A 19841-nucleotide genomic window follows, 5' to 3' on the forward strand; every position below is an offset into this window, starting at 1 on the left:
GGGCGCCGGGTCCCCCGGACGGGGCCTGCGGACGGGGCCCGGCGGCCGTCCGCCCGGGACTACTCGAAGCGGTCGGTGTCGCCGGCCCCCCGGCGGACGATCTCGGCCTCGCCGGTGGAGAAATCGATGACGGTGGTCGGCCGGGTCCCGCAGTCCCCGGAGTCGACCACGGCGTCCACCACGTGGTCGAGCCGCTCCTTGATCTCCCAGCCCTGGGTCATCGGCTCGTCCTCGCCGGGCAGCAGCAGGGTGCTGGAGAGCAGCGGCTCGCCCAGCTCCTCCAGCAGCGCCTGGGTGACCACGTGGTCGGGGATCCGCACGCCGACCGTCTTCTTCTTCGGGTGCAGCAGCTGGCGCGGCACCTCCGAGGTGGCCTTGAGGATGAACGTGTAGGGGCCCGGCGTCGACGCCTTGATCGCGCGGAACACGTCGTTGTCCACGTGGACGAACTGCCCCAGCTGCGCGAAGTTCTGGCACACGAGCGTGAAGTGGTGCTTGTCGCCGAGTTCGCGGATCTGCCGGATCCGGGCCAGGCCCTCCCGGTTGCCCAGCTGGCACCCCAGAGCGAAACAGGAGTCCGTGGGATATGCGATGAGCGCGCCGGAGCGGATGCTGTCGGCCACGCCGCTGATGGTGCGCCGCTGAGGGTTCTCGGGGTGCACGTCGAAGTACTTCGCCATCCGCCGAGCCTACGGGACGGGGGAGCGGGCCGTTCCGCCCGGCCGTCCCCTGCTCCGTCCGGGTTCACTTGCGGTGCCCGTTCGGCCGCAGGACCGGGTTTACGATCATCGGTTCGGCTTCCTGTCGCTTTTGATGCTGCCCTGCGGACGTACGACAACCGGGAGGGCCGCGTGGCTGTGTCGCGGACGAAGGCGTGGAGCACGGCGGCCGCGGTGACGGGGGCCCTGTTGGCCGTCGCCGCCGCCCCGGGCCGTACCGCGGGGGCCGGCACCCCGCAGGGCGCGGACGCGCCCGCCGCACGGGACGCGGCGGTCACCCTGCTCGTGGGACGGAGCCTGGATTCCCGGGCCCTGGACCGCGGCCGGGCGCCCGCCGCCCGCTGGTGCGCCGCCCCCGCCTTCGCGAGCGGGCCCTGCGGCGCCTGGCGGGAGCAGCGGGTACGGGCCACCGCCCACGGGGCCGCGTCCCTCCTGTGGAACCCGGCGCTCGGCACCGCCACGCTCCCGACCGCCGCCGGCGGGCCCCTGGAGGTCGCCCTCGCCCACGCCGAGGCGGGCCGCCTGACCGACGTGACCGTCCGCGACGGGCACGGGCGCCGGCTGGCCGGAGAGGTCGCCCCGGAGAGCGGCCGCTGGCACAACACCGAACCCCTGCGCGCGGGAGAGGCCTACACCCTCCAGGTCGGGGCCCAGGACGGCGACGGCACCCCGGTCGGGGTGACCCTCGCCTTCCGCACCGCCCGGCCCGCCGCCGAAGGGACCCGCCTCACCGCCGAGTTCGGCCCCCGCCCCGGCACCTACGGCGCCGGCGAGATCGTCACCGCCGAGCTGAGCCACCCGGTGCCCGCCGACGCCCCCGAGGCCCGCGCCCGTGTGGAACAGGCCCTCCAGGTCACCTCCGAACCCCAGGTGGAGGGCGCCTGGCACTGGGTCGACGCCACCACCCTGCACTTCCGGCCCCGCACCTACTGGCCCGCCCACACCGTGGTCCGCGTCCGCAGCGGCCTCGACGGGGTCGAACTGGGCGAGCACGGATACGGAGGCCCCTCCGAGCCCCTGGAGTTCACCGTCGCCGACCGGATCGAGGCCGTCACCGACTCGGCCGCCCACGAGATGACCGTACGCCGCAACGGCCGGGTCATCCGCACCATCCCGGTCACCACCGGCAAGGCGGGCTTCCTGACCCGCAGCGGCATCAAGGTCGTCCTCGGCAAGGAGGCCAAGGTCCGCATGCGCGGGGACACCGTCGGCATCCAGAAGGGCACCAAGGAGTTCTACGACCTGCCCGTCCTCTACGCGACCCGGGTCACCTGGAGCGGCGAGTACGTGCACGCCGCGCCCTGGTCGGTCGAGGCACAGGGCGAGGAGAACGTCAGCCACGGCTGCACCGGCATGTCCACCGAGGACGCCGCGTGGTTCTACGAGACCGTCCGCGAGGGCGACATCGTCGAGGTGGTCAACAGCGGCGGGGACCGGATGTCCCCCTTCGACAACGGCTTCGGCGACTGGAACGTGGACTGGCGCACCTGGCTGGCCGGCAGCGCCCTGACCCCCGCCGCCGCCCACCCCGCCCCCCGCGCCGACACCGCCGCCTCCCGCCTCGAACCGACGACGTGACCCCCCTCGGGCCGCGCCCCGCGCCCCCGCCGGCGCACCGGGTGCTGCTCGCGGGCGCGGCCGGGAACTTCGTCGAGTGGTACGAGTTCGGGGTCTACGGCTGCTTCGCGACCGTCCTCGCCGCCCACTTCTTCACCCCCGCCCCCGGGAAGGGCCCGGCGGGCGCCGGCCCGCTCCTCGCCGCGTACGCCTCCTTCGCGGTGGCCTTCTTCCTGCGCCCCGCCGGGGCCCTGCTCTTCGGCCGCCTCGGCGACCGCATCGGCCGCCGCCCCACCCTGGTCCTGGTCGTGGGCCTGATGACCCTCGCCACCACCCTGATCGGCCTGCTCCCCACCCGGGCCGCGGCCGGGACCGCCGCGCCCTGGCTGCTCACCGCGCTGCGCGCCCTGCAAGGGCTCAGCGCCGGAGGGGAGTTCGGCGGGGCGGTGGCCCTGATGACCGAGCAGGCGCCGCCGGGCCGGCGCGGCCGGTACGGAGCCTGGCAGTCCTTCACCGTCGCCCTCGGCCTCCTCGCCGGCGCCGGCACCGCCGCGCTCCTGGCCTCGCTGCTGCCGCCCCAGGCCCTCATGGCCTGGGGCTGGCGCGTCCCGTTCCTCCTGGCCCTCCCCCTGGGCCTGACCGCCCTCCACCTGCGCCGCACCCTCCCGGACCCGCCCGGCCCCCGGCCCACGGGCGGGGAACGGGAGGAACCTCCCCCGGCGCCGGCCGCCGACGCGGCCGTCCCCGTCCCCGTCCCGGGGCCGGGCGCGGGCACCGGCCCGGGCCGGAGCGTGGCCGTGACGTCCGCCCCGGCCGAAGGGGTCGGCGAGCCGGGCACCGGCCCCGCTCCCGGCCCGGGTGCGGGCGCTACGGCGGCATCCGCCCCGGCCGCCGCCCGCGCCCACGACGACAGCCCCGCTCCCGCCCCCGGCCCCGCTCCCGCTCCCGGCCCCGCTCCCGCTCCCGGCCTCGCTCCCGCTCCCGCCTCCGGTCCCGCTCCCGCCTCCGGTCCCGACCTCGCCCCCGGTTCCGTCCAGGTCCGCCGTTCCGTCCCCGCCCCCGGCCACGTTCCGGCCCCCGGCCCCGGTGGCGCGGGTGCGGGGGCCACCTGGCGTGCCGTCGTCCTCGGGATCGGGAGGGTCATGGGCTGGTCCGCCGCCGGATACACCTTCCTCGTCGTGCTGCCCTCGTACCTCCAGGCCACCCTCGGCGCCTCCCTCCGGGAGGCCCTCGCCGCCACCGCCCTCGCCAACCTCGGCTTCGCCGCCTCGATCCTGCCCGCCGGGATCCTCAGCGACCGGGTCGGCCGCCGCCCGGTCATGCTCGGCGGGGCCCTCGCCGTCACCCTCCTCGCCCTGCCGCTCCTGCACCTCCTCCAGGACCCCGCCGCCCCCGCCCCCGCCAAGGCGGCCGCCGTGCTCGGCGCGGGCGCCGCCGTCGGGCTGCTGGCCGGGCCGGGGCCCGCCATGCTCGCCGAGATGTTCCCCGCGCACGTCCGCTGCACCGGCCTCGGCGTCGCGTACGCCCTCGCCAACGCGGTGTTCTCCGGCTGCGCCGGCCTGGTCGTCACCGCCCTGACCGCCGCCACCGGCGACGGCGACGTCCCCGCCTACTACGCCGCCGGCACCTGCGCCCTCAGCGCCCTCGCCCTGGCCGGCCTGCGGGACGGCCACCGGGGGGCCCTGCGGTGAGGGTCGTGGGCCTGATGTCGGGCACCTCGTACGACGCCGTCGACGCGGCGGCGGCCCGGCTCACCCTGGAGGACGGCGGCGAGACCCTGCGCCTGGGCCCGCTCGGCATGGTCAGCGCCCCCTACGAGGACACCCTGCGGGCCGGGCTGGCGGCGGCCCTGCCGCCCGCGCCCACCGCCCTGGCCGACGTGTGCCGCCTCGACACCCTCATCGGCCGGGCCTTCGCCGAGCTCGCCGCCCGCGCCGACCGCGAACTGTGCGGGGGCCGCGCCGAGCTGATCGCCTCCCACGGTCAGACCGTCTACCACTGGAGCGACGGCGGCCGGGTCCACGGCACCCTCCAGCTGGGCCGCCCCGCCTGGATCGCCGAGGCCACCGGCCGCCCCGTCGTCTCCGACTTCCGCCCCCGCGACATCGCGGCCGGCGGCCAGGGCGCCCCCCTGGTCGGCCTGATCGACCTGATGCTGCTGCGCGGCCGCCCCGGCGCCCCCGCCGCGCTGAACATCGGCGGGATCGCCAACGTCACCGCCCTGCCCCCGGCCGGCCCGCCCGTGGCCTTTGACACCGGCCCGGGCAACGCCCTGCTCGACGCGGCCGTACGCGAACTCACCGCCGGACGCCTCGGATACGACGAGGACGGCGCCCTCGCCGCCGCCGGCCGGGTCCACGCACCGCTCCTGCGGCGCCTGCTGGCCGAGCCGTACTACCGGCTGCCCGCCCCCAAGACCACCGGCAAGGAGCTCTTCCACCCCGGCCACCTGCGGGCCGCCCTCGACGGCCTCGGCCCCCTCGCGCCGGGCGACCTCCTCGCCACCCTCACCCGGCTCACCGCCCGCACGGTCGCCGACGCCCTGCGCCCGCTGCGCCCCACCGAGGTCATCGCCTCCGGCGGCGGCACCCGCAACCCGGTCCTGATGCGGATGCTCCGCGAGGAACTGCCCCCGGGCACCGCCCTGCTGGGCTCCGAGGCGCTCGGCCTGCCCGCCGCCGCCAAGGAGGCGTACGCCTTCGCCGTGCTGGGCTTCCTCACCCTGCACGGCCTGCCCGGCAACGACCCCGCGTGCACCGGCGCCCGCGGCCCCCGGGTGCTCGGCTCCCTCACCCCGGGCCGCCGCCCGCTGCGGCTGCCGCCCGCCCCCGCCCGCCGGCCGCTGCGGCTGGCCGTCGGACCGCCGCCGGGGTGAGGGCCGGGCAACGAGCGCCCGGGTGTGTCCCGACCCGGCCGGGACACCCGCCTCATGCGCCCGGGACCGGGGCGTCCGTACGTTGGTGGTCCGGAGCCGGACGGGCCCCGAGGAACGGGAAAGAGGCAATCCTCATGCACACGAAGACCGCTCGCATCCTCCCGGCCGCGCTCCTGGCCGCGGGTCTGATCCTCTCCGGCCCGGCGGCACTGGCGGCCCCGCAGCACGGGACGTCCTCGGCCGCCTCGGTCGTGGACCACCGGTCGTCCGGGAAGAAGGGCCCGTATTCCAGCAAGGGGGCCTGTCTGTCGGCCGGCCGTTACGGGCACTACACGAGCTACCACTGCTCCTACGAGCACTACAAGTGGTGGCTGTACTACTACACGTCCTGACCGGAGGCCATCCCTCCGCGCCGGGGCCCGGGACGTCGGTCCCGGGCCCCGGCCCTGACCCCGGCCCCGCCGCGCGGGCCGGCCGTCAGACCGTCTTGACCATCCCGCCGTCGACGACCCAGTCGGCGCCCGTGACGTTGCCGGCGGCGTCGGACAGCAGGAAGACGATGACCGCGGCCACCTCCCGCGCCTCGGTCAGCCGGCCGGTGGTGAGTCCGAACTCCGCCGGCAGGCCTTCCAGCAGGGCGGCGTGCCCGATCCCGGCGGCCTGCGCCACCAGACCCCCGAAGTTCTCCGGGTCCTCCCAGACCGCCGTCCGGGTGGGACCGGGGGAGACGGTGTTGACGCGCACGCCCCGGGGCCCGAACTCCTCGGCGAGGGACTTGGTGACCGCGCCCAGCGCCGCCTTGGCCGCGCTGTAGGCCACCGGGCCGGTGGCGGGCAGGCGCGCGCAGACGGAGGAGACGTTGACGACGGCCCCGCGCCGCTCGGCCAGGCCGGGCAGGACGGCGCGGGTCAGGCGCACGGCGCTCATCAGGTTGAGGTCCAGGTACCGCGCCCACTGGGCGTCGTCGCTGTCCAGGAAGCCGGTGAGGCCGCCCTCCGGGTCGCCGCCGCCCACGTTGTTCACGAGCAGGTCGACGCCGCCCAGTTCGGTGTGCGCGGCCTCCGCGAGGGCGGCCACTCCGGCGGCGGTGCCCAGATCGGCGGCGACCCCCAGGGCGCCGGAGGCGGCGAGTTCCGGCGTGACCGTACGGGCGGCGCCGACGACGCGCACGCCCTCCTCCACCAGCGTCCGCACCGTGGCGAGTCCTATGCCGCGGCTGGCGCCGGTGACGACGGCGGTCTTGTCGTGCAGTCCGAGCTTCATCGTTTCCCCAGTTCTTGAGCTACAGGTACAAAACATGGGCAGGCGGAAGCCGCCCCTCGCGGGGCGGGCCCCCGGCGGGGTGCGGGGCGGGTCCTACAGGGAGTCGACGGTGGCCTCGACCACCAGCGCGAGGCGCTCGGGCCCCTCGGCCACGCGCGCCAGCAGCCGCAGGCCCACGGCCGTGCTCAGCAGCATGCTCCCGACGGCGCGCGCGTCGCGCTCCGGTGCGATCTCCCCGGAGCGCCGGCCCTCCTCGACCAGCGCCCGCAGGGCCTCCTCCGTGCGGTCGAACATCCGCCGCACCAGCTCGGAGGCCGTCTCGTCGGTCCCCGCCAGCTCCGCGGCGGTGTTGACCGCCATGCAGCCGCGCCGGTCCGGATCCGTGAGGTCCATCTCGACGAGCATCTTCAGGGCGGCCCGTAGCCGGTCCTTCACGGGCCCGTCCCCGCCCAGCAGTTCGATCACGGCCACCGCCTGGCTGTCGCGGTAGCGGCGCAGGGCCAGTTCGAACAGGGCGTGCTTGCTGCCGAAGGCGTGGTACAGGCTGCCCTTGCCGATGCCGAGCGCGTCGACCAGGTCCTGCGGCGTGGTGGCGGCGTAACCCTGGCGCCAGAACACCTGCATGGCCTGCTCGACGGCGGCTTCGGGATCGAACTGCTTCGGCCTTCCCATGATCGTCATTCAACAACGTTCTGGACCTGCGGGTCAAGTACGGGCGGCCGGCGGGGTCGCCAGCCCCGTGCCCTCCTGCGCGACCAGGGTCAGCAGCACCAGCGCGTCCGTCCAGCCGAGCGGTACGACGGCCTTCGGCAGACCCTGGGCGTCCACCGTCTCCGGAAGCTCGCCGAGGAGGTTGCGCTGGGCCAGCACCCAGTCGAGCACCGCGCCGCCCTTCGCGCGTTCGCCCGAGGAGGTCCAGGCCAGGGCGAAGAACGAGGTGCTCGCCGTCCAGGAGATGTTCCCCCACGGGGCGCCGGGGTCGCTGCCCGGCACCAGCCCGCCGTTGGGACGCCGCAGCTCCCGGAAGGTGTCGTCGAGGGCCCGGGCCAGGCCCGCGGGCGCCGTGTTGAACGGGGGCGCCATGAACGCCGCCGCGCTGTCGCGGCCGTGCAGCCCGTCGACCGTGCGCGCGTAGCCCAGGGGGGCGAACCGCTTCGCGATGCCCGCCCGCAGGCGCCCGGCCGCCTGTGCCCAGCGCGCCGCGTCCGCCTCCCGCCCCAGCTCGCGCGCGAGGTCCGCGGCGGCGTTCAGCCCGGCCAGCAGCGGGGCGGCGGTGCCGATGTTGGCGGTCGCGGTCGGCAGCTCCCAGTAGTCCGGCGAGGCGGGCGGCAGCCCCTCCGCGTCCAGGGAGCCGGCGGTGAAGTCGGCCGCCTTCGCGAGCGCCGGGTACAGCGCGCCCAGCCGCTCCGCCCGGCCCGCCGCGGGCGCCGTCCGGTACCACTGCCAGGCGGCCCAGGGGACCCAGCCGTTGGCGTCGAGCTGCCACTGCCGGTTGTCCGGCGGCCCCGACCCGTCGAGGCGGGTACGGGCCTCCCAGGTGCCGTCCGGCCGCTGGGTCCCGGCGTTGTAGCGCAGGATCCGGTACGCCTCCTCGTCGTGGCCCGTGTGCGCGAACGCGGCCGCGGCGAAGGCCGAGTCCCGCGGCCAGGAGAAGTCCCAGAACGGGTACCAGGCCGCGGCAAAGGCCCCGTTGGGCCGCAGCAGCGCCCGCATCGACAGCAGCGCCCGCTCGGCCCCCTCGCGCCGGGCCCCGGACCCGCCCGGGACCTTCCCCGAGGCCAGCCAGCGCCGGGACTCGGCGATCTGCGCCAGGGCCCCCGGGTCCTGCGCCCCCACGACCCGGGACTTCGCCGCGCCCGCAGGCAGGTGGCGCCACCGCCCGGACGGCAGCTCCAGCACGTTGCTGCCCGGCAGGTAGCGGGCGCCGACGGCGAAGGCCGGGTCGACCGCCTCCACCGCCCCCCGCCCGTCGGCGAGCAGGCCCGCCGTACGGGCCGGCTTCAGGGAGGCGGGGACGTAGCAGGCCTCCGCCTCGCCGCACCGCTCCGCCCCCGTGGGGTTCACGTAGAAGGCGAACCGGCCCCCGCCCTCGCGCCAGCCGCCCGCCGCCCCGTCGTACCGGGTGCCGGCCGGGGCGCCGGCCGCGTCCCCGCGCTTCCCGTACCAGACGACCGGCTTGTCCTCGCCCGTCGTGGCCTGCGCGAACAGCCAGTAGCGGGTGCCCGGCCGCACGGCGGCCGCCAGCGGGACCTCCACCCAGCCCGCCCCCGCCCCGCCCAGCCGGGCCAGGTCGACCGCGGCGTCCGCGACCGCGGAACCGGGGTCCTCCCGGACGGTGCGCACCTGCACGCGCACCCTCCCGGTCGCCGCGCCGCTGGCCAGGTACAGGCTCACCCGGTCCAGCCGGCCGGCCGCGGTGCTGAACTCCTGGGCCCCGGCGCTCCCCGCACCCCCGATCCCGGCCAGGGCGGCGTCGTGCCCGGCCTGCCGGTCCGGGGCCGCCCGGCGCGCCCGGTCGGCGGGACCGCCCGCGGCGGCCGCCCCGGCCGTCCCGTGCGCGGCGTGCAGCAGCGTCGTGAGCAGGGCGGTGGCCGCCAGAACGGACCGTGTGCGCATCACGCATTGCCTCCACTGTGATGAACCGTCAAAAATCCTGGCAGAGCGCGTGGACGGCGCTATTCATCCAATATCCCCGGCCAGGGCGCCACGTTGGTCCCGTATGCGCAGATCACGCGCCAGACACTCCGCCAAGTCGCCCGTTCGGCGCAGCCCTTCACCGGTCCTCCACAGCCGCACCAGCGGGGCACCACCGCTCTCGCGCAGTCTCTCCTCGTCCACCACCGCGCATCCGTGCGGCCAACCGATCGACCGGCACGCGAGGCGCCGGGCCAGTACCCACGGGGGAACAGTGATCACTCGACGGACCGCACTCAAGGCAGGCGTGGCGGCCACCAGCGTCGTCGGGACCGGCGGCATGCTGCTGCCCGTCGTGAACGCCACCGCGAAGGAGCCCGCCCGCGCCGCCGCGGCCGAGCTCGACGCCGCAGGCATAACCAAGTTCGCGCAGAAGATGCCGCTGCCCCCGGTCCTGACGCCCTACCTCAACACCGGCAGCACCAGCTACTACCGGATGACCCTCAAGGAGGCCACGAAGGAGATCGTGCCGGGGCTGCGCACCCCGCTGCGCACCTTCAACGGCTCCTTCCCGGGCCCGGTCATCAAGGCGGAGTCCAACCGCCGCGTGGTGATCAAGCAGACCAACAACCTCGCCGTCCCCACCTCGATCCACCTCCACGGCGCCCACGTCCCGCAGGACAGCGACGGCTCCCCGATGGACCTGATCCCCTCCGGCGGCGGCACCAAGACGTACACGTACCCCAACACCCAGCCGCACGCGAACCTGTGGTTCCACGACCACGCCCACCACATGGAGTCGGAGAACGTCTTCCGGGGGATGACGGGCACCTACATCCTCACCGACGACGTCGAGCGCCGGCTGCCGCTGCCCGCGGGCCAGTACGACGTGCCGATCTCGCTGCGCGACGCCCGCTTCCTGGAGAACGGTGAACTCGTCTACGCGATGGGCGACTTCATGAAGCGCAACGTCATCCTCGCCAACGGCAGGGCCTGGCCGTACTTCGAGGTGGCGTCCCGCAAGTACCGCTTCCGCCTCACCAACACCTCCAACCAGCGCTTCTTCGACCTGTCGCTGGCCGACGACTCCGAGCTCGTGCAGATCGGCACCGACGGCGGCCTGCTGCCGGCCCCGTACCGGACGAACGTCGTCAAGATCAGCCCCGGCGAGCGCGCCGACGTGGTCATCGACTTCTCCCGCTACCCGGTCGGCACCGTCATCGAGCTCCGCAACAAGGACATCGCCCCCTTCGAGTCGGCGGACGTGGTCGGCAAGGTGCTCCAGTTCCGCGTCACCCGCACCGCCCCGGACCACAGCTCCGTCCCGGAGCGCCTGCGCACCCTGCCCGCGCTCGGCACGGCCACCGTCAACCGCGAGTTCGACATGCGCATGGACGAGGCCCCCGGCGGCAGCGCGTACATCAACGGCAAGACGTACGACATGGACCGGATCGACACCGAGATCGCCTACGGCGCCACCGAGATCTGGACCGTGCACAACTCCAACAAGATCGCCCCGCACAACTTCCACATGCACCTGGTCCAGTTCCGGGTGCTGGAGCGCAACGGCCAGCCGGTCACCTCCGGCCCCGAGACCGGCCTCAAGGACACCGTCCCGCTCAAGCCGGGCGAGACCGTCAAGCTCCAGGCCACCTTCACCGGATACCGGGGCACCTACGTGTACCACTGCCACCTGTTCGACCACGGCGCCATGGGCATGATGGCCAATATGCGCATCTCCTGACGCCCCGCCCCCTGCGTATCCTCACCCCGGCGGCCGATGGGCCCGCCGGGGTGAGCCCGTGTCCGGGCCCGTTGCCCCGGCGGGGGCCGGGTCGTTCGACCGTCCGACGGGACCGGCGGGCGGGCCCGGGGGACGGGAGGGGCGTTCGCGATGCGGGTGGCGCGCAGGACGGTACTGGGGGCGGCTTCGGCGGGGGCGCTGGCGGCGCTCCTCGGACACCCCCCGGCCGAGGCGGCGGCCGCCCCGGCCCCCGCCCGGACACCGGCGGAGCCGGCGGCCCCGGTCCGGCTGCGGTTCACCCGCACGACCAACGGCGCCGCCACGGCCACCGCCGCCGGGGACCGGGTGATCGCCGAGGTCCAGGGCGTCCTGTGGTCCCTGCCGCCCGACGGCTCCCCGGCGGCCCGGCTCACCCCGTCCGACCTGGAACCCGGCCGCCCCGTGCTCTCCCCGGACGGCGGCCGCGTCGCCATGAGCGCCTACCGCGGCGGGAACTTCCACATCTGGGTGATGCGTGCCGACGGCTCCGGACTGCGCCGGCTCACCGACGGCCCCTTCGACCACCGCGCCCCCGCCTGGTCGCCCGACGGCCGCACCCTCGCCTTCTGCTCCGAACGCGGCGGCGACCCCGTGGCGGGCAGCCCCTACCGGATCTGGACCGTGGCCCTCGGGGACGGCGGCCTGCGCCGGCTCACCGGCCTGCCCGGGCAGGACGGACCGGACCAGGGCGGGGCCTGGGAGGACTTCGACCCCGTCTTCACGCCCGACGGCACCCGCGTGCTGTTCGTCCGCGCCGCCCTCACCGGCGCCACCCCCACGAGCGAAGGCACCCTCACCGCCCGCACCCTCGCCTCGGCCGCCGCCGACGGCACCGGCCCCGTCCGCACCGAGCACACCGCCGCCGACGGCAGCCTGCTGGCCCCCGCCCTCTCCCCGGCCGGACGCACCGCCTGGCTCTGCGCCACCCCCGGCCCCCGCAAGGCCGAGAACCTGACCCTCTGGGCCGACGGCCGCCCGGTCGCCCTCGACGGGGACCTCGCCCCGGCGCCCCCGCGCTGGCTCGGCGACGACCGCCTGCTGGTCACCCTCGACGGGCGGTTCCGCACCGTCCGCCCCCACCGCGACCGCACCGGCGTCGAGATCCCCCTCGACGCCACCCTGGAGGTGACCCGCCCCCGCTACCGGGTCAAGGAGTACGTCCTGGAGGCCGAACGGCCCCTGCCCGTCCGCGGGATCCACCTGCCCGCCCTCTCGCCCGACGGCCGCAGCGTGGCCTTCGCCGCGCTCGGCGCCCTCTGGGTCGCGCCCGTCACCGGCGGGGCCCCGCGCAGGATCCTCCGGGCGAAGACCACCGCCTACCCCCAGAACCCGGTCTGGACCCCGGACGGGCGGGCGCTGCTCTACACCGACGACCGCGACGGGCTGAACACCGTACGCCGCAGGGAACTCGCCGACGGCCGGGAGAGCGTCCTGTCCCCGGCCGGCCGCGTCTACGGATCCCTCTCCCCGGACGGCACCCGCCTCGCCGCCCTCGACCTCACCGGCCGGCTCCTCGTCCGCGACCTCGCCACCGGCGAGGAGAAGCCGCTGGCCACCGCCCTCGGCGGCGGAGGACTGCCCGGCCCGCCCAGCTGGTCGCCCGACGGCCGCCACCTCGCGCTGTGCGACCGCAACCGCCTCAGCCGCCGCTTCCGCGAGGGCTACAACCTGATCCGGATCGTCGACACCGCCACCGGCGCCTCCCGCCTGTACGCCCCCGCCCCGCACGCCTCGCTCTCCGACCGCTACGCCTCCGGCCCCGTCTGGTCGCCCGACGGCCGCTTCCTGGCCCACGTGAGCGAGTCGGCCCTCTGGCTGCTGCCCGTCGCCCCCGACGGCACGCCCGCCGGGGCGCCCCGCCGCCTCACCGACGAGAGCGCCGACCACCCGAGCTGGTCCGCGGACTCCCGCACCCTGCTCTACCAGTCCGCGGGCCGCCTGCGCCTGCTCGCCCTCGACGCCGACGGCGGTCCGGCCGCAGCGCCCCGCACCGTGCCCGTCGCCCTCACCCACCGCCGGCCCGCCCCCGTGGACACCGTCGTCCACGCCGGACTCCTGTGGGACGGCACCGGCACCGCGCCCCGCGCCGACGTCGACGTCCTCGTCAGCGGCGGCCGGGTCACCGGCGTCGAACCCCACCGCCCCGGCCGCCGCGCCGCCCGCACCGTCGACGCCTCCACGGGCACCGTCCTGCCCGGCCTGTGGGACTCCCACGTCCACCCGTACCCCTACACCTACGGCGCCCGCCAGGGCGTGCTCCACCTCGCCTACGGGGTCACCACCGCCGTCTCCCTCGGCGGCTCCGCCTACGAACAGGCCCGCCTGCGCGAGGACATCCGGGCCGGCCGGCTCGCCGCGCCCCGGCTGCTGGCCGGCGGCGAACTCCTCGACGGATCCCGCGTCGCCTACAGCATGGGCCGCGCCCACCGCACCCCGGAGGGCTTCGCCCGCTCCCTGGCCCGGGCCGCCGCCCTGGACTGGGACTTCGTCAAGACCTACGTCCGCGCCCCCTACGACCTGATGGAACGGGCCGCCCGCTTCGCCCACGAACGGCTCGGCGTCCTGGCCGGGTCCCACCTGTGCGCCCCCGGCATCCAGTCCGGCCAGGACCTGACCACCCATCTGATCGCCACCGAGCGCGCCGAGTACGGCCACGGCGCCACCCCGGGCGGCCACACCGAGGAGGACACCCTGGAGGTGTACACCGGCGGTGCCTTCGACCTGATCGCCACCCCCTTCACCGCCTGGCCCCTCATCGGATCCGACCCCTCCCTCGCCGCCGACCGCCGGGTCACCGCCCTGATGCCGCCCTGGGACGCGACCGCGATCCGGGCGGCGGCCGGACAGCCGCCCGGCGCCGACCAGCTCGCCGCCCTGGAACGCGAGGTCTCCGTCTACCGCGCCGTCCTGGCCGGCGGCGGCCGCGTCGCCCTGGGCACCGACGCCCCCCTCACCCCCGTCGGCCTCCACCTCCACCTCGCCCTGCGCGCCCTGCACCGGTACGGCCTGTCCCCGGCCGAGGCCCTCACCACCGCCACCCGCACCCCCGCCCGCGTCTTCGGTGCCGACGCCCACCTCGGCACCGTCGAACCCGGCAAGTACGCCGACCTCACCCTCGTCGACGGCGACCCCTTCACCGACTTCGCCGACCTGGTCCGGATCCGCGCGGTCCTGCGCGCCGGCATCCTCCACGAACGCAGCGCCCTGGAAGCCTCCTTCCCCGAGCCCCCCGCCGCCGCGACCGCCGCCCCCTCCCCGGCCGCCTGGCACCCGGTCCGCCACCAGATGCAGCGCGACGCCTGCTGCAACGCCCCCTCCCTCACGGGGGGTTAACCCCACCCGGCGGCCACCGGGCTGCCGGATGGGTCCGCGGGCACCCGGCCGACGAGGCTTGCGGCATGACGAACCGACGGAACAAGGCCCTGCTGCTCGCCCTCTGCACCGCCACCGCCCTGGCCGGCGCCACGACCGCGACGGCGGCCCCCCAGCCCGCGGACCGCCCCCGCGCCGGCACGCCCCGCCTCGACTGGCACCCCTGCGCCAAGCCGGACGGCCCGGCCGCCCAGGAGTGCGCCGACCTGCCCGTCCCCCTCGACTACGCCGACCCGGCCGGCCCGCAGATCAGCGTGGCCGTCTCCCGCATCCGCAGCGACCGCCCCGAGGCCCGCCGCGGCACCCTCGTCCTCATCCCCGGCGGGCCCGGCGGCTCCGGAGTGCAGCGCCTGACGCAGAAGGGCGCCGCCCTCGGGAAGGAACTCGCCGGCGCCTACGACCTCGTCGCCCTCGACCCCCGGGGCGTCGGCGGCAGCACCACCGCCGCCTGCGGCATCGCCCCCGAGGACCGCCGGCTCACCACCCTGCGCTCCTGGCCCGGCCCCGGCGGCGACACCACCGCCAACCTCGCCCACGCGCGACGCGTCGCCGAGGCCTGCGCCGCCGCAGGCGGACCCGTCCTGCGCAGTTTCAGCACCGCCAACCAGGTCCGCGACATGGACCGCCTGCGCGAGGCCCTGGGGGAGCGCAAGCTCTCCGCCTGGGGCGTCTCGTACGGCACCTACGTGGGCGCCGTGTACGCCCAGACCTACCCGGGGCGCACCGACCGCTGGGTCCTCGACAGCAGCGGCGACCCCGACCCGGAGCGGGTCGCCCGGGGCTGGCTCGCCAACATGGGCCGGGGTGCCGAAGACCGCTTCCCCGACTTCGCCGCCTGGGCCTCCCACCCCGACCGCGACCGCGAGGGCCTGCGCCTGGCCGGGACCCCGCAGGAGGTGCGGCCCCTCGTCCTCTCCCTCGCCGACGCCCTGGACCGGGCCCCGCGCCCGTCCACCACCCCGGGGACGCCCCTGACCGGCAACGGCCTGCGCCAGGCGCTCCAGAACGCCCTCTACCGCGACTCCGCCTTCCCCGGCCTCGCCCGGCTCCTCCAGTCTCTGCGGGACCCGCAGGCCACCCCCGTCCTCCCGCCGGAGCTGACCCAGCCCCTGCGCGACGAGGAGGCCTCGCAGCTCGTCGCGGTCCTCTGCAACGACGTGGCCTGGCCGAACCCGCCCGCCGCCGACCTCCAGCGCGCGGTCGACGAGGAGCGCGTCCGCCACCCCCTGACGGCGGGCATGCCCGTCAACGTCACCCCCTGCTCCTTCTGGAAGACCCCGCCCACCACCCCGCCGACCCGGATCACCGACCACGGCCCGTCGAACATCCTCATGATCCAGAGCCGCAAGGACCCCGCGAACCCGTACGCGGGGAGCCTGAGGATGCGCGCGGCCCTGGGCGCCCGGGCGGTGATGGTCAGGGTCGACCAGGGCGGCCACGGCATGTACCTCGGCAACGGCAACGCCTGCGGCGACCGCGCCGTCACCCGCTTCCTGACCACCGGCGCCCGCCCCGCCCGGGACACCGACTGCCCGAACTGACCCGGTTCCGGGGCCGCCCGCCCCGGCGGGTCACCCGCCTCCGCGCAGGGCCGGTGGTTGACTGGCCGCATGCCGCTCGACTCCTACGGCGTGCTCTCCGGGACGCTGCACCGCCACTTCCGCGACCGGCCCGACACCACGGGGCGCTGGTTCCACGTCAACCTGGAGGTGGACGCCCCGGCCGGCCGCTACCGCTGCGCCGTCGACGTGGACAGCAAGCAGTCCGCCACCGGCGTCCAGTGGAAGGTGTTCGTCCTGGCCGCCTCGATCCTCGACCCGGTGCCGGCCATGGGCCCCGGCTACCACGAGCTCTGGCCTTCCTCCGGCTCCGGCGCCCTCGACTACCTGCGCCACCCGGCCCTCGTGGACCGTCCCGGCTGCCTCTTCGTCCGCCGGCCGCCCGCCCGGCTCCGGGCCCTCCTGGACCGGCTGCACCCGCCGCACCCGTGGGTCTCGGGCTCCAACCTCGACGCCGCCCGGGCCCTGGAGCCCCTCCTGGTGCCCGGCCGGGAGATCCTGGTCTTCGGCGAGCCCTTCGACCACGGGCTCGGGATGCACGACGTCCACCAGAACCAGGGCGACCCGTACGGCAGCCAGTGGTGGCCCGACAACGGCACCTGGCAGGACGGCGCCACCCTCACGAAGCGCCCGGACGGCCGGTACGACGTCTTCCTGAACAAGTTCACCAGCCAGGCGGACCGCACCGACGCGAACGGGCATCCCGCGCAGGCGCCCTGACGGACCGTCGCAGGCCGTTCAGGCGTGCAGGCTGCCGAGGCCGGGCAGCAGGCCGCCGAGCGGGTCCGCGGCCCGTGCGCGCACGGCCGGGAGCCGGCGGTGGAGTGCCGTCCCGGGGCACTCGGTGGCGAACACGTCGCGGTGCCCGGAGACGCGCTCCACGGTCACCCGCTCGCCCCTGCGGAAGCGGCCGTTGTCGACGGAGGACGTCAGGGTCACCGTGCCGGCCGGGTCGTGCCCGTACCGGCGCAGGGCCCAGGCCGCGAGCCGGGCCACGGCCTCCACGGCGGCGGCCGGGGCCTCCTCGTCCGTATACCGGCCGATCACGGCGACGCCCAGGGTGTCGGTGTTGAAGCCGAGGGTGTGCGCCCCGGTGACGGGCCGGTCGGAGCCGCCCGCCCGGCCCTCGAAGACCGTGCCGCACTTGTCGACCACGTAGTTGTAGCTGAGGTCCTTCCAGCCGTTGGCCCGCCGGTGCAGGGTCTGGAGCCCGCGCACGATCGCGGGGGAGTCGGCGCAGTCGTAGGCGTTGGTCTGGGCGGTGTGGTGGACGAACACGGCCTCGACCTCCCTGCCGTACAGCACCGGGGCGCCGCCGTCCTCCGCCGCGCCCCAGTCGGCGCGCGCCACGACCCGGGGGCGGCGCGGGGCCGCGCCCGTGCCCTCGTAGGACGCCGGGAGGGCCGGGGCCGCCGGACCGCTGCCGGGCCGGGCCGCCGGGTCCGGGCCGGGGTCGACCAGGTCCAGGCGCAGGCCGGCGGCCAGGGGGGCGTCCGTGCCGGCGGCCCGGACCTCGACCCCGGTGGAGGGCCCGGCCCACCAGGGCTCGCCGGGCTCCAGCACCGTCCAGGGGGACCAGGCGCCCGAGGAACGGGCCCGGGTGCGGACCCGGTACCCGCCCGGGCCCGGCGGCCGGCCGGCGGGGGCGGTGACGGCGAGCATGCTGAAGCCGGCCGTGCGCGCGGCGGTGAGGGCGGGCGCGGCGCGGTCGGTGGTGAGGGTGAAGGCCCGGCCGGCGGCCGGGGGAGGGCCGGCGGGCTGGTCGCCGGTCGCGGCGGTGGCGGTGAGCGCGCAGATCACGGTGGTGGTGAGGGTGACGGTGGCGGGGGTGCGCCGTGACCGGCGGCTTCGCACGTGGTGCTTCTCCCTCGTCGACACACGACGCGCCGGCCGGACTCCGGGAGCCCGGCCGGCGCGCCGCCACTTCGCTGACCGCCTGGTTCAACGAGGGCGTCGGCAGGGGGTTACGGGCGGCCGGCGGGGAAGGCGGCCGCCGGCCGGCCGGGGTGCGGTCCGCGGTCGGTCCGCGGTCGGTTCGCGGTCAGTTCGCGGCGTAGACGCGGACCGCGAACTCGGCGATCTCCGCGTCCGAGAGGTTCTTCGCCAGGTTGGCCTCGGTGATCATCCCGATGAGCCGGTGGCCGTCGGCGACGTCGATGACGGGCAGCCGCTTGATCTGGTGGACCTCCATGGTGTCCACCGCCTCCTGCGCGTTGCTGGCGGCGTCCACCCAGTGCAGCGTCCCGGCGAGCTCCCCGGCCTTCATCAAGGCCGGGTCCCTGCCCTCGGCGCAGCACTTGATCACGATGTCGCGGTCGGTGATCAGCCCCTGGAGGCGCTGGTCGTCCCCGCAGATGGGCAGGCAGCCGACGTTCAGGTCGCGCATCATGCGCGCAGCGTCCAGCAGGCTCTGTTCCTCCCGGACGCACTGCACGCCCTTGGTCATGATGTCCCGGGCCCGCAGGTTCCTGGTCATGGTTCCTCCTTGGCTCTCCGAGTGTGTCCGCGGCCGTGTGCACCCCTCCCTACGAGCACAGCACGGATGGGCCTGCGCGGCGCGCCGAACGGGGTGCTCCCGGTGTCACATCTTTCTTGACCGATCGTTCCAGACCGTTTTATGATCTTCGACGTGGCCAGGACCAAGGAATTCGATCCGGACGCCGCGCTCCAGTCGGCCCTCGAGCTGTTCTGGCGCCGCGGATACGAGGCGACGTCGGTCGCGGACCTCGTCGAGCACCTCGGCATCGGGCGCGCCAGCATCTACGCGACCTTCGGCAGCAAGCGCGAGCTCTACCTGAAGGCGCTGGACCGCTACGCCGAGACGCAGAACCCGCTGCTCCTGTCGGAGCTGTCCCGGCCGGGCCCGGCGCTGCCCGCCGTGCGGGAGGTGGTCCGCCGCTTCGCCGCGGAGGCGGCCGCCCCGGGGCGCCGGCAGGCCGGCTGCTTCGTCACCAACACCGCCGCCGAACTGGCCGCGCACGACAGCGGCGCCGCCCGCCGGGTCGAGGCCGACTGGAACCGCTTCGAGACCCTGCTGCACTCCGCGCTCCTGCGGGCCCGGGCCCAGGGCGAGCTGCCCGCGGACCGCGACCCGCAGGCGCTCGCCCGCATGCTGCTGGTCCTGCTCCAGGGGGTCCGCGTCGTGGGCAAGGCCTGCGACGACCCGGCCCGGGTGCGGGACGCGGCCGAACAGGCCCTGACCCTGCTGGACTGACCGCACCGGCACGCGCGAGCGCCCTCCCGGGGCCCTTCCGTGCGCCCTCATACTGAACCGCTCGTTCCAATATGGGCCCCACGGCCCCAGAGGAGTCACCGAAGATGAACCGCTTCACCGGCAAGACCGTCCTGGTGACCGGCGCGGGCTCCGGCATCGGCCGCGCGATCGCCCTCGCCTTCGCCGCCGAGGGCGCCCGCGTGGTCGCCGCGGGACGGACCGCGGCCCCGCTGGAGGAGACCGTCGCCCTCATCGCGGCCGCGGGCGGCACGGCCGCCGCCGTCCCCGCCGACGTGACCGACTCCGGCCGGCTCGCCGGCCTGGTGCGCGAGACCGTGGACCGCTTCGGCGGGCTCGACGTCGCCGTCAACAACGCCGGGATCCTGCGGGGCACCGTTCCCGCCGCCGACATCGCCGAGGAGGACTGGGACGCGGTGCTGCGCACCAACGTCACCGGCGTCTGGCTGGCGATGAAGCACGAGATCGCCCACATGCGCGAGAACGGCGGCGGTGCCATCGTCAACGTCTCCTCCAACCTGGGCGCCCACACGCGCATCCCGAACGCCGCCGCCTACGTCACCTCGAAGGCGGCCGTCTCCGCCCTCACCCGCGCCGCCGCCCTCGACCACGTCCGCGAGGGGATCCGCATCAACGCGGTCAGCCCCGGCGCCACCGCCGCGCCCATGTCGCTGCGGCCGGGCGAGACCGAGGCCGACCGGGTCGAGCGGATCCGGCACGAGAACCCCCTCGGCCGTCTCGCGGAGGCCGAGGAGGTCGCGGCGGCCGTGCTCTACCTCGCCTCGCCGCAGGCCGGTGCCGTCGTCGGCACCGACCTCGTCGTCGACAGCGGTTCCTCGGCCTGACG

General features: G+C 76.1%; 16 protein-coding genes. 10 read left to right on the plus strand and 6 right to left on the minus strand.

Going from position 1 to position 19841, the window contains the following annotated elements; genetic code table 11:
- Positions 1–59: 59 nt before the first annotated feature.
- Complete coding sequence (locus AB0469_RS30755) at positions 60–680, minus strand: L-threonylcarbamoyladenylate synthase (protein WP_366454728.1); 621 nt, start codon at positions 678–680, stop codon at positions 60–62.
- Between the two features lie 171 nt (positions 681–851).
- Between AB0469_RS30755 and AB0469_RS30760 the strand changes: the two genes are divergently transcribed.
- From AB0469_RS30760 to AB0469_RS30775, 4 genes are all read left to right on the plus strand, one after another.
- Entirely contained in the window at positions 852–2297 is a 1446-nt protein-coding gene (locus AB0469_RS30760; RefSeq protein WP_366454729.1) for an Ig-like domain-containing protein, read from the plus strand.
- A complete protein-coding gene (locus AB0469_RS30765) occupies positions 2294–3967 on the plus strand; it encodes an MFS transporter (protein WP_366454730.1) in 1674 nt (557 codons plus the stop codon). Before AB0469_RS30760 ends, AB0469_RS30765 begins: the two co-directional genes overlap by 4 nt.
- Positions 3964–5151 carry an anhydro-N-acetylmuramic acid kinase gene (locus AB0469_RS30770; RefSeq protein WP_366454731.1) on the plus strand — a complete coding sequence of 396 codons (1188 nt, stop codon included), beginning with the start codon at positions 3964–3966 and terminating at the stop codon, positions 5149–5151. The genes AB0469_RS30765 and AB0469_RS30770 overlap by 4 nt, the downstream gene beginning before the upstream one ends.
- 134 nt (positions 5152–5285) lie before the next feature.
- Positions 5286–5543, plus strand: a complete 258-nt coding sequence (locus AB0469_RS30775) for a hypothetical protein (RefSeq protein ID WP_366454732.1) — start codon at positions 5286–5288, stop codon at positions 5541–5543.
- 85 nt (positions 5544–5628) lie between these two features.
- Here the strand turns inward: AB0469_RS30775 and AB0469_RS30780 are convergent, their stop codons facing one another.
- The 3 genes from AB0469_RS30780 to AB0469_RS30790 form a co-directional block, all read right to left on the minus strand.
- Positions 5629–6414, minus strand: a complete 786-nt coding sequence (locus AB0469_RS30780; RefSeq protein ID WP_366454733.1) for an oxidoreductase — start codon at positions 6412–6414, stop codon at positions 5629–5631.
- 93 nt (positions 6415–6507) lie between these two features.
- Complete coding sequence (locus AB0469_RS30785; RefSeq protein WP_366454789.1) at positions 6508–7086, minus strand: TetR/AcrR family transcriptional regulator; 579 nt, start codon at positions 7084–7086, stop codon at positions 6508–6510.
- A gap of 33 nt (positions 7087–7119) precedes the next feature.
- The gene (locus AB0469_RS30790) at positions 7120–9033 is read right to left on the minus strand and encodes a hypothetical protein (protein ID WP_366454734.1); all 1914 of its coding nucleotides are present in this window, start codon (positions 9031–9033) and stop codon (positions 7120–7122) included.
- Positions 9034–9322: 289 nt separating this feature from the next.
- Here AB0469_RS30790 and AB0469_RS30795 point away from each other — a divergent pair, with 289 nt between their 5' ends.
- The 4 genes from AB0469_RS30795 (at position 9323) to AB0469_RS30810 (ending at position 16482) form a co-directional block, all read left to right on the plus strand.
- A complete protein-coding gene (locus AB0469_RS30795; protein WP_366454735.1) occupies positions 9323–10792 on the plus strand; it encodes a multicopper oxidase domain-containing protein in 1470 nt (489 codons plus the stop codon).
- Between the two features lie 150 nt (positions 10793–10942).
- Positions 10943–14164: an amidohydrolase family protein gene (locus AB0469_RS30800; protein WP_366454736.1), complete on the plus strand. Its 3222-nt coding sequence runs from the start codon at positions 10943–10945 to the stop codon at positions 14162–14164.
- A gap of 65 nt (positions 14165–14229) precedes the next feature.
- Positions 14230–15744: an alpha/beta hydrolase gene (locus AB0469_RS30805; RefSeq protein ID WP_366454737.1), complete on the plus strand. Its 1515-nt coding sequence runs from the start codon at positions 14230–14232 to the stop codon at positions 15742–15744.
- 69 nt (positions 15745–15813) lie between these two features.
- Positions 15814–16482, plus strand: coding sequence for a DUF2278 family protein (locus AB0469_RS30810; protein ID WP_366454738.1), 669 nt, complete (start codon positions 15814–15816; stop codon positions 16480–16482).
- Positions 16483–16500: 18 nt separating this feature from the next.
- Here the strand turns inward: AB0469_RS30810 and AB0469_RS30815 are convergent, their stop codons facing one another.
- Positions 16501–17616, minus strand: coding sequence for an N-acetylmuramoyl-L-alanine amidase (locus AB0469_RS30815; protein WP_366454739.1), 1116 nt, complete (start codon positions 17614–17616; stop codon positions 16501–16503).
- A gap of 187 nt (positions 17617–17803) precedes the next feature.
- Positions 17804–18238 carry a CBS domain-containing protein gene (locus AB0469_RS30820; RefSeq protein ID WP_366454740.1) on the minus strand — a complete coding sequence of 145 codons (435 nt, stop codon included), beginning with the start codon at positions 18236–18238 and terminating at the stop codon, positions 17804–17806.
- A 153-nt stretch (positions 18239–18391) separates the two neighbouring features.
- On the opposite strand from AB0469_RS30820, the gene AB0469_RS30825 reads away from it, so the two are divergent.
- Together AB0469_RS30825 and AB0469_RS30830 are read left to right on the plus strand one after the other, a co-directional pair.
- Complete coding sequence (locus AB0469_RS30825; RefSeq protein WP_366454741.1) at positions 18392–18976, plus strand: TetR family transcriptional regulator; 585 nt, start codon at positions 18392–18394, stop codon at positions 18974–18976.
- 104 nt (positions 18977–19080) lie between these two features.
- On the plus strand, positions 19081–19839 hold the full coding sequence (locus AB0469_RS30830) for an SDR family oxidoreductase (protein ID WP_366454742.1): 759 nt from the start codon (positions 19081–19083) through the stop codon (positions 19837–19839).
- Positions 19840–19841: the final 2 nt, after the last annotated feature.

Source organism: Streptomyces sp. NPDC093801 (assembly GCF_040701585.1).
Taxonomy (GTDB): Bacteria; Actinomycetota; Actinomycetes; order Streptomycetales; family Streptomycetaceae; genus Streptomyces.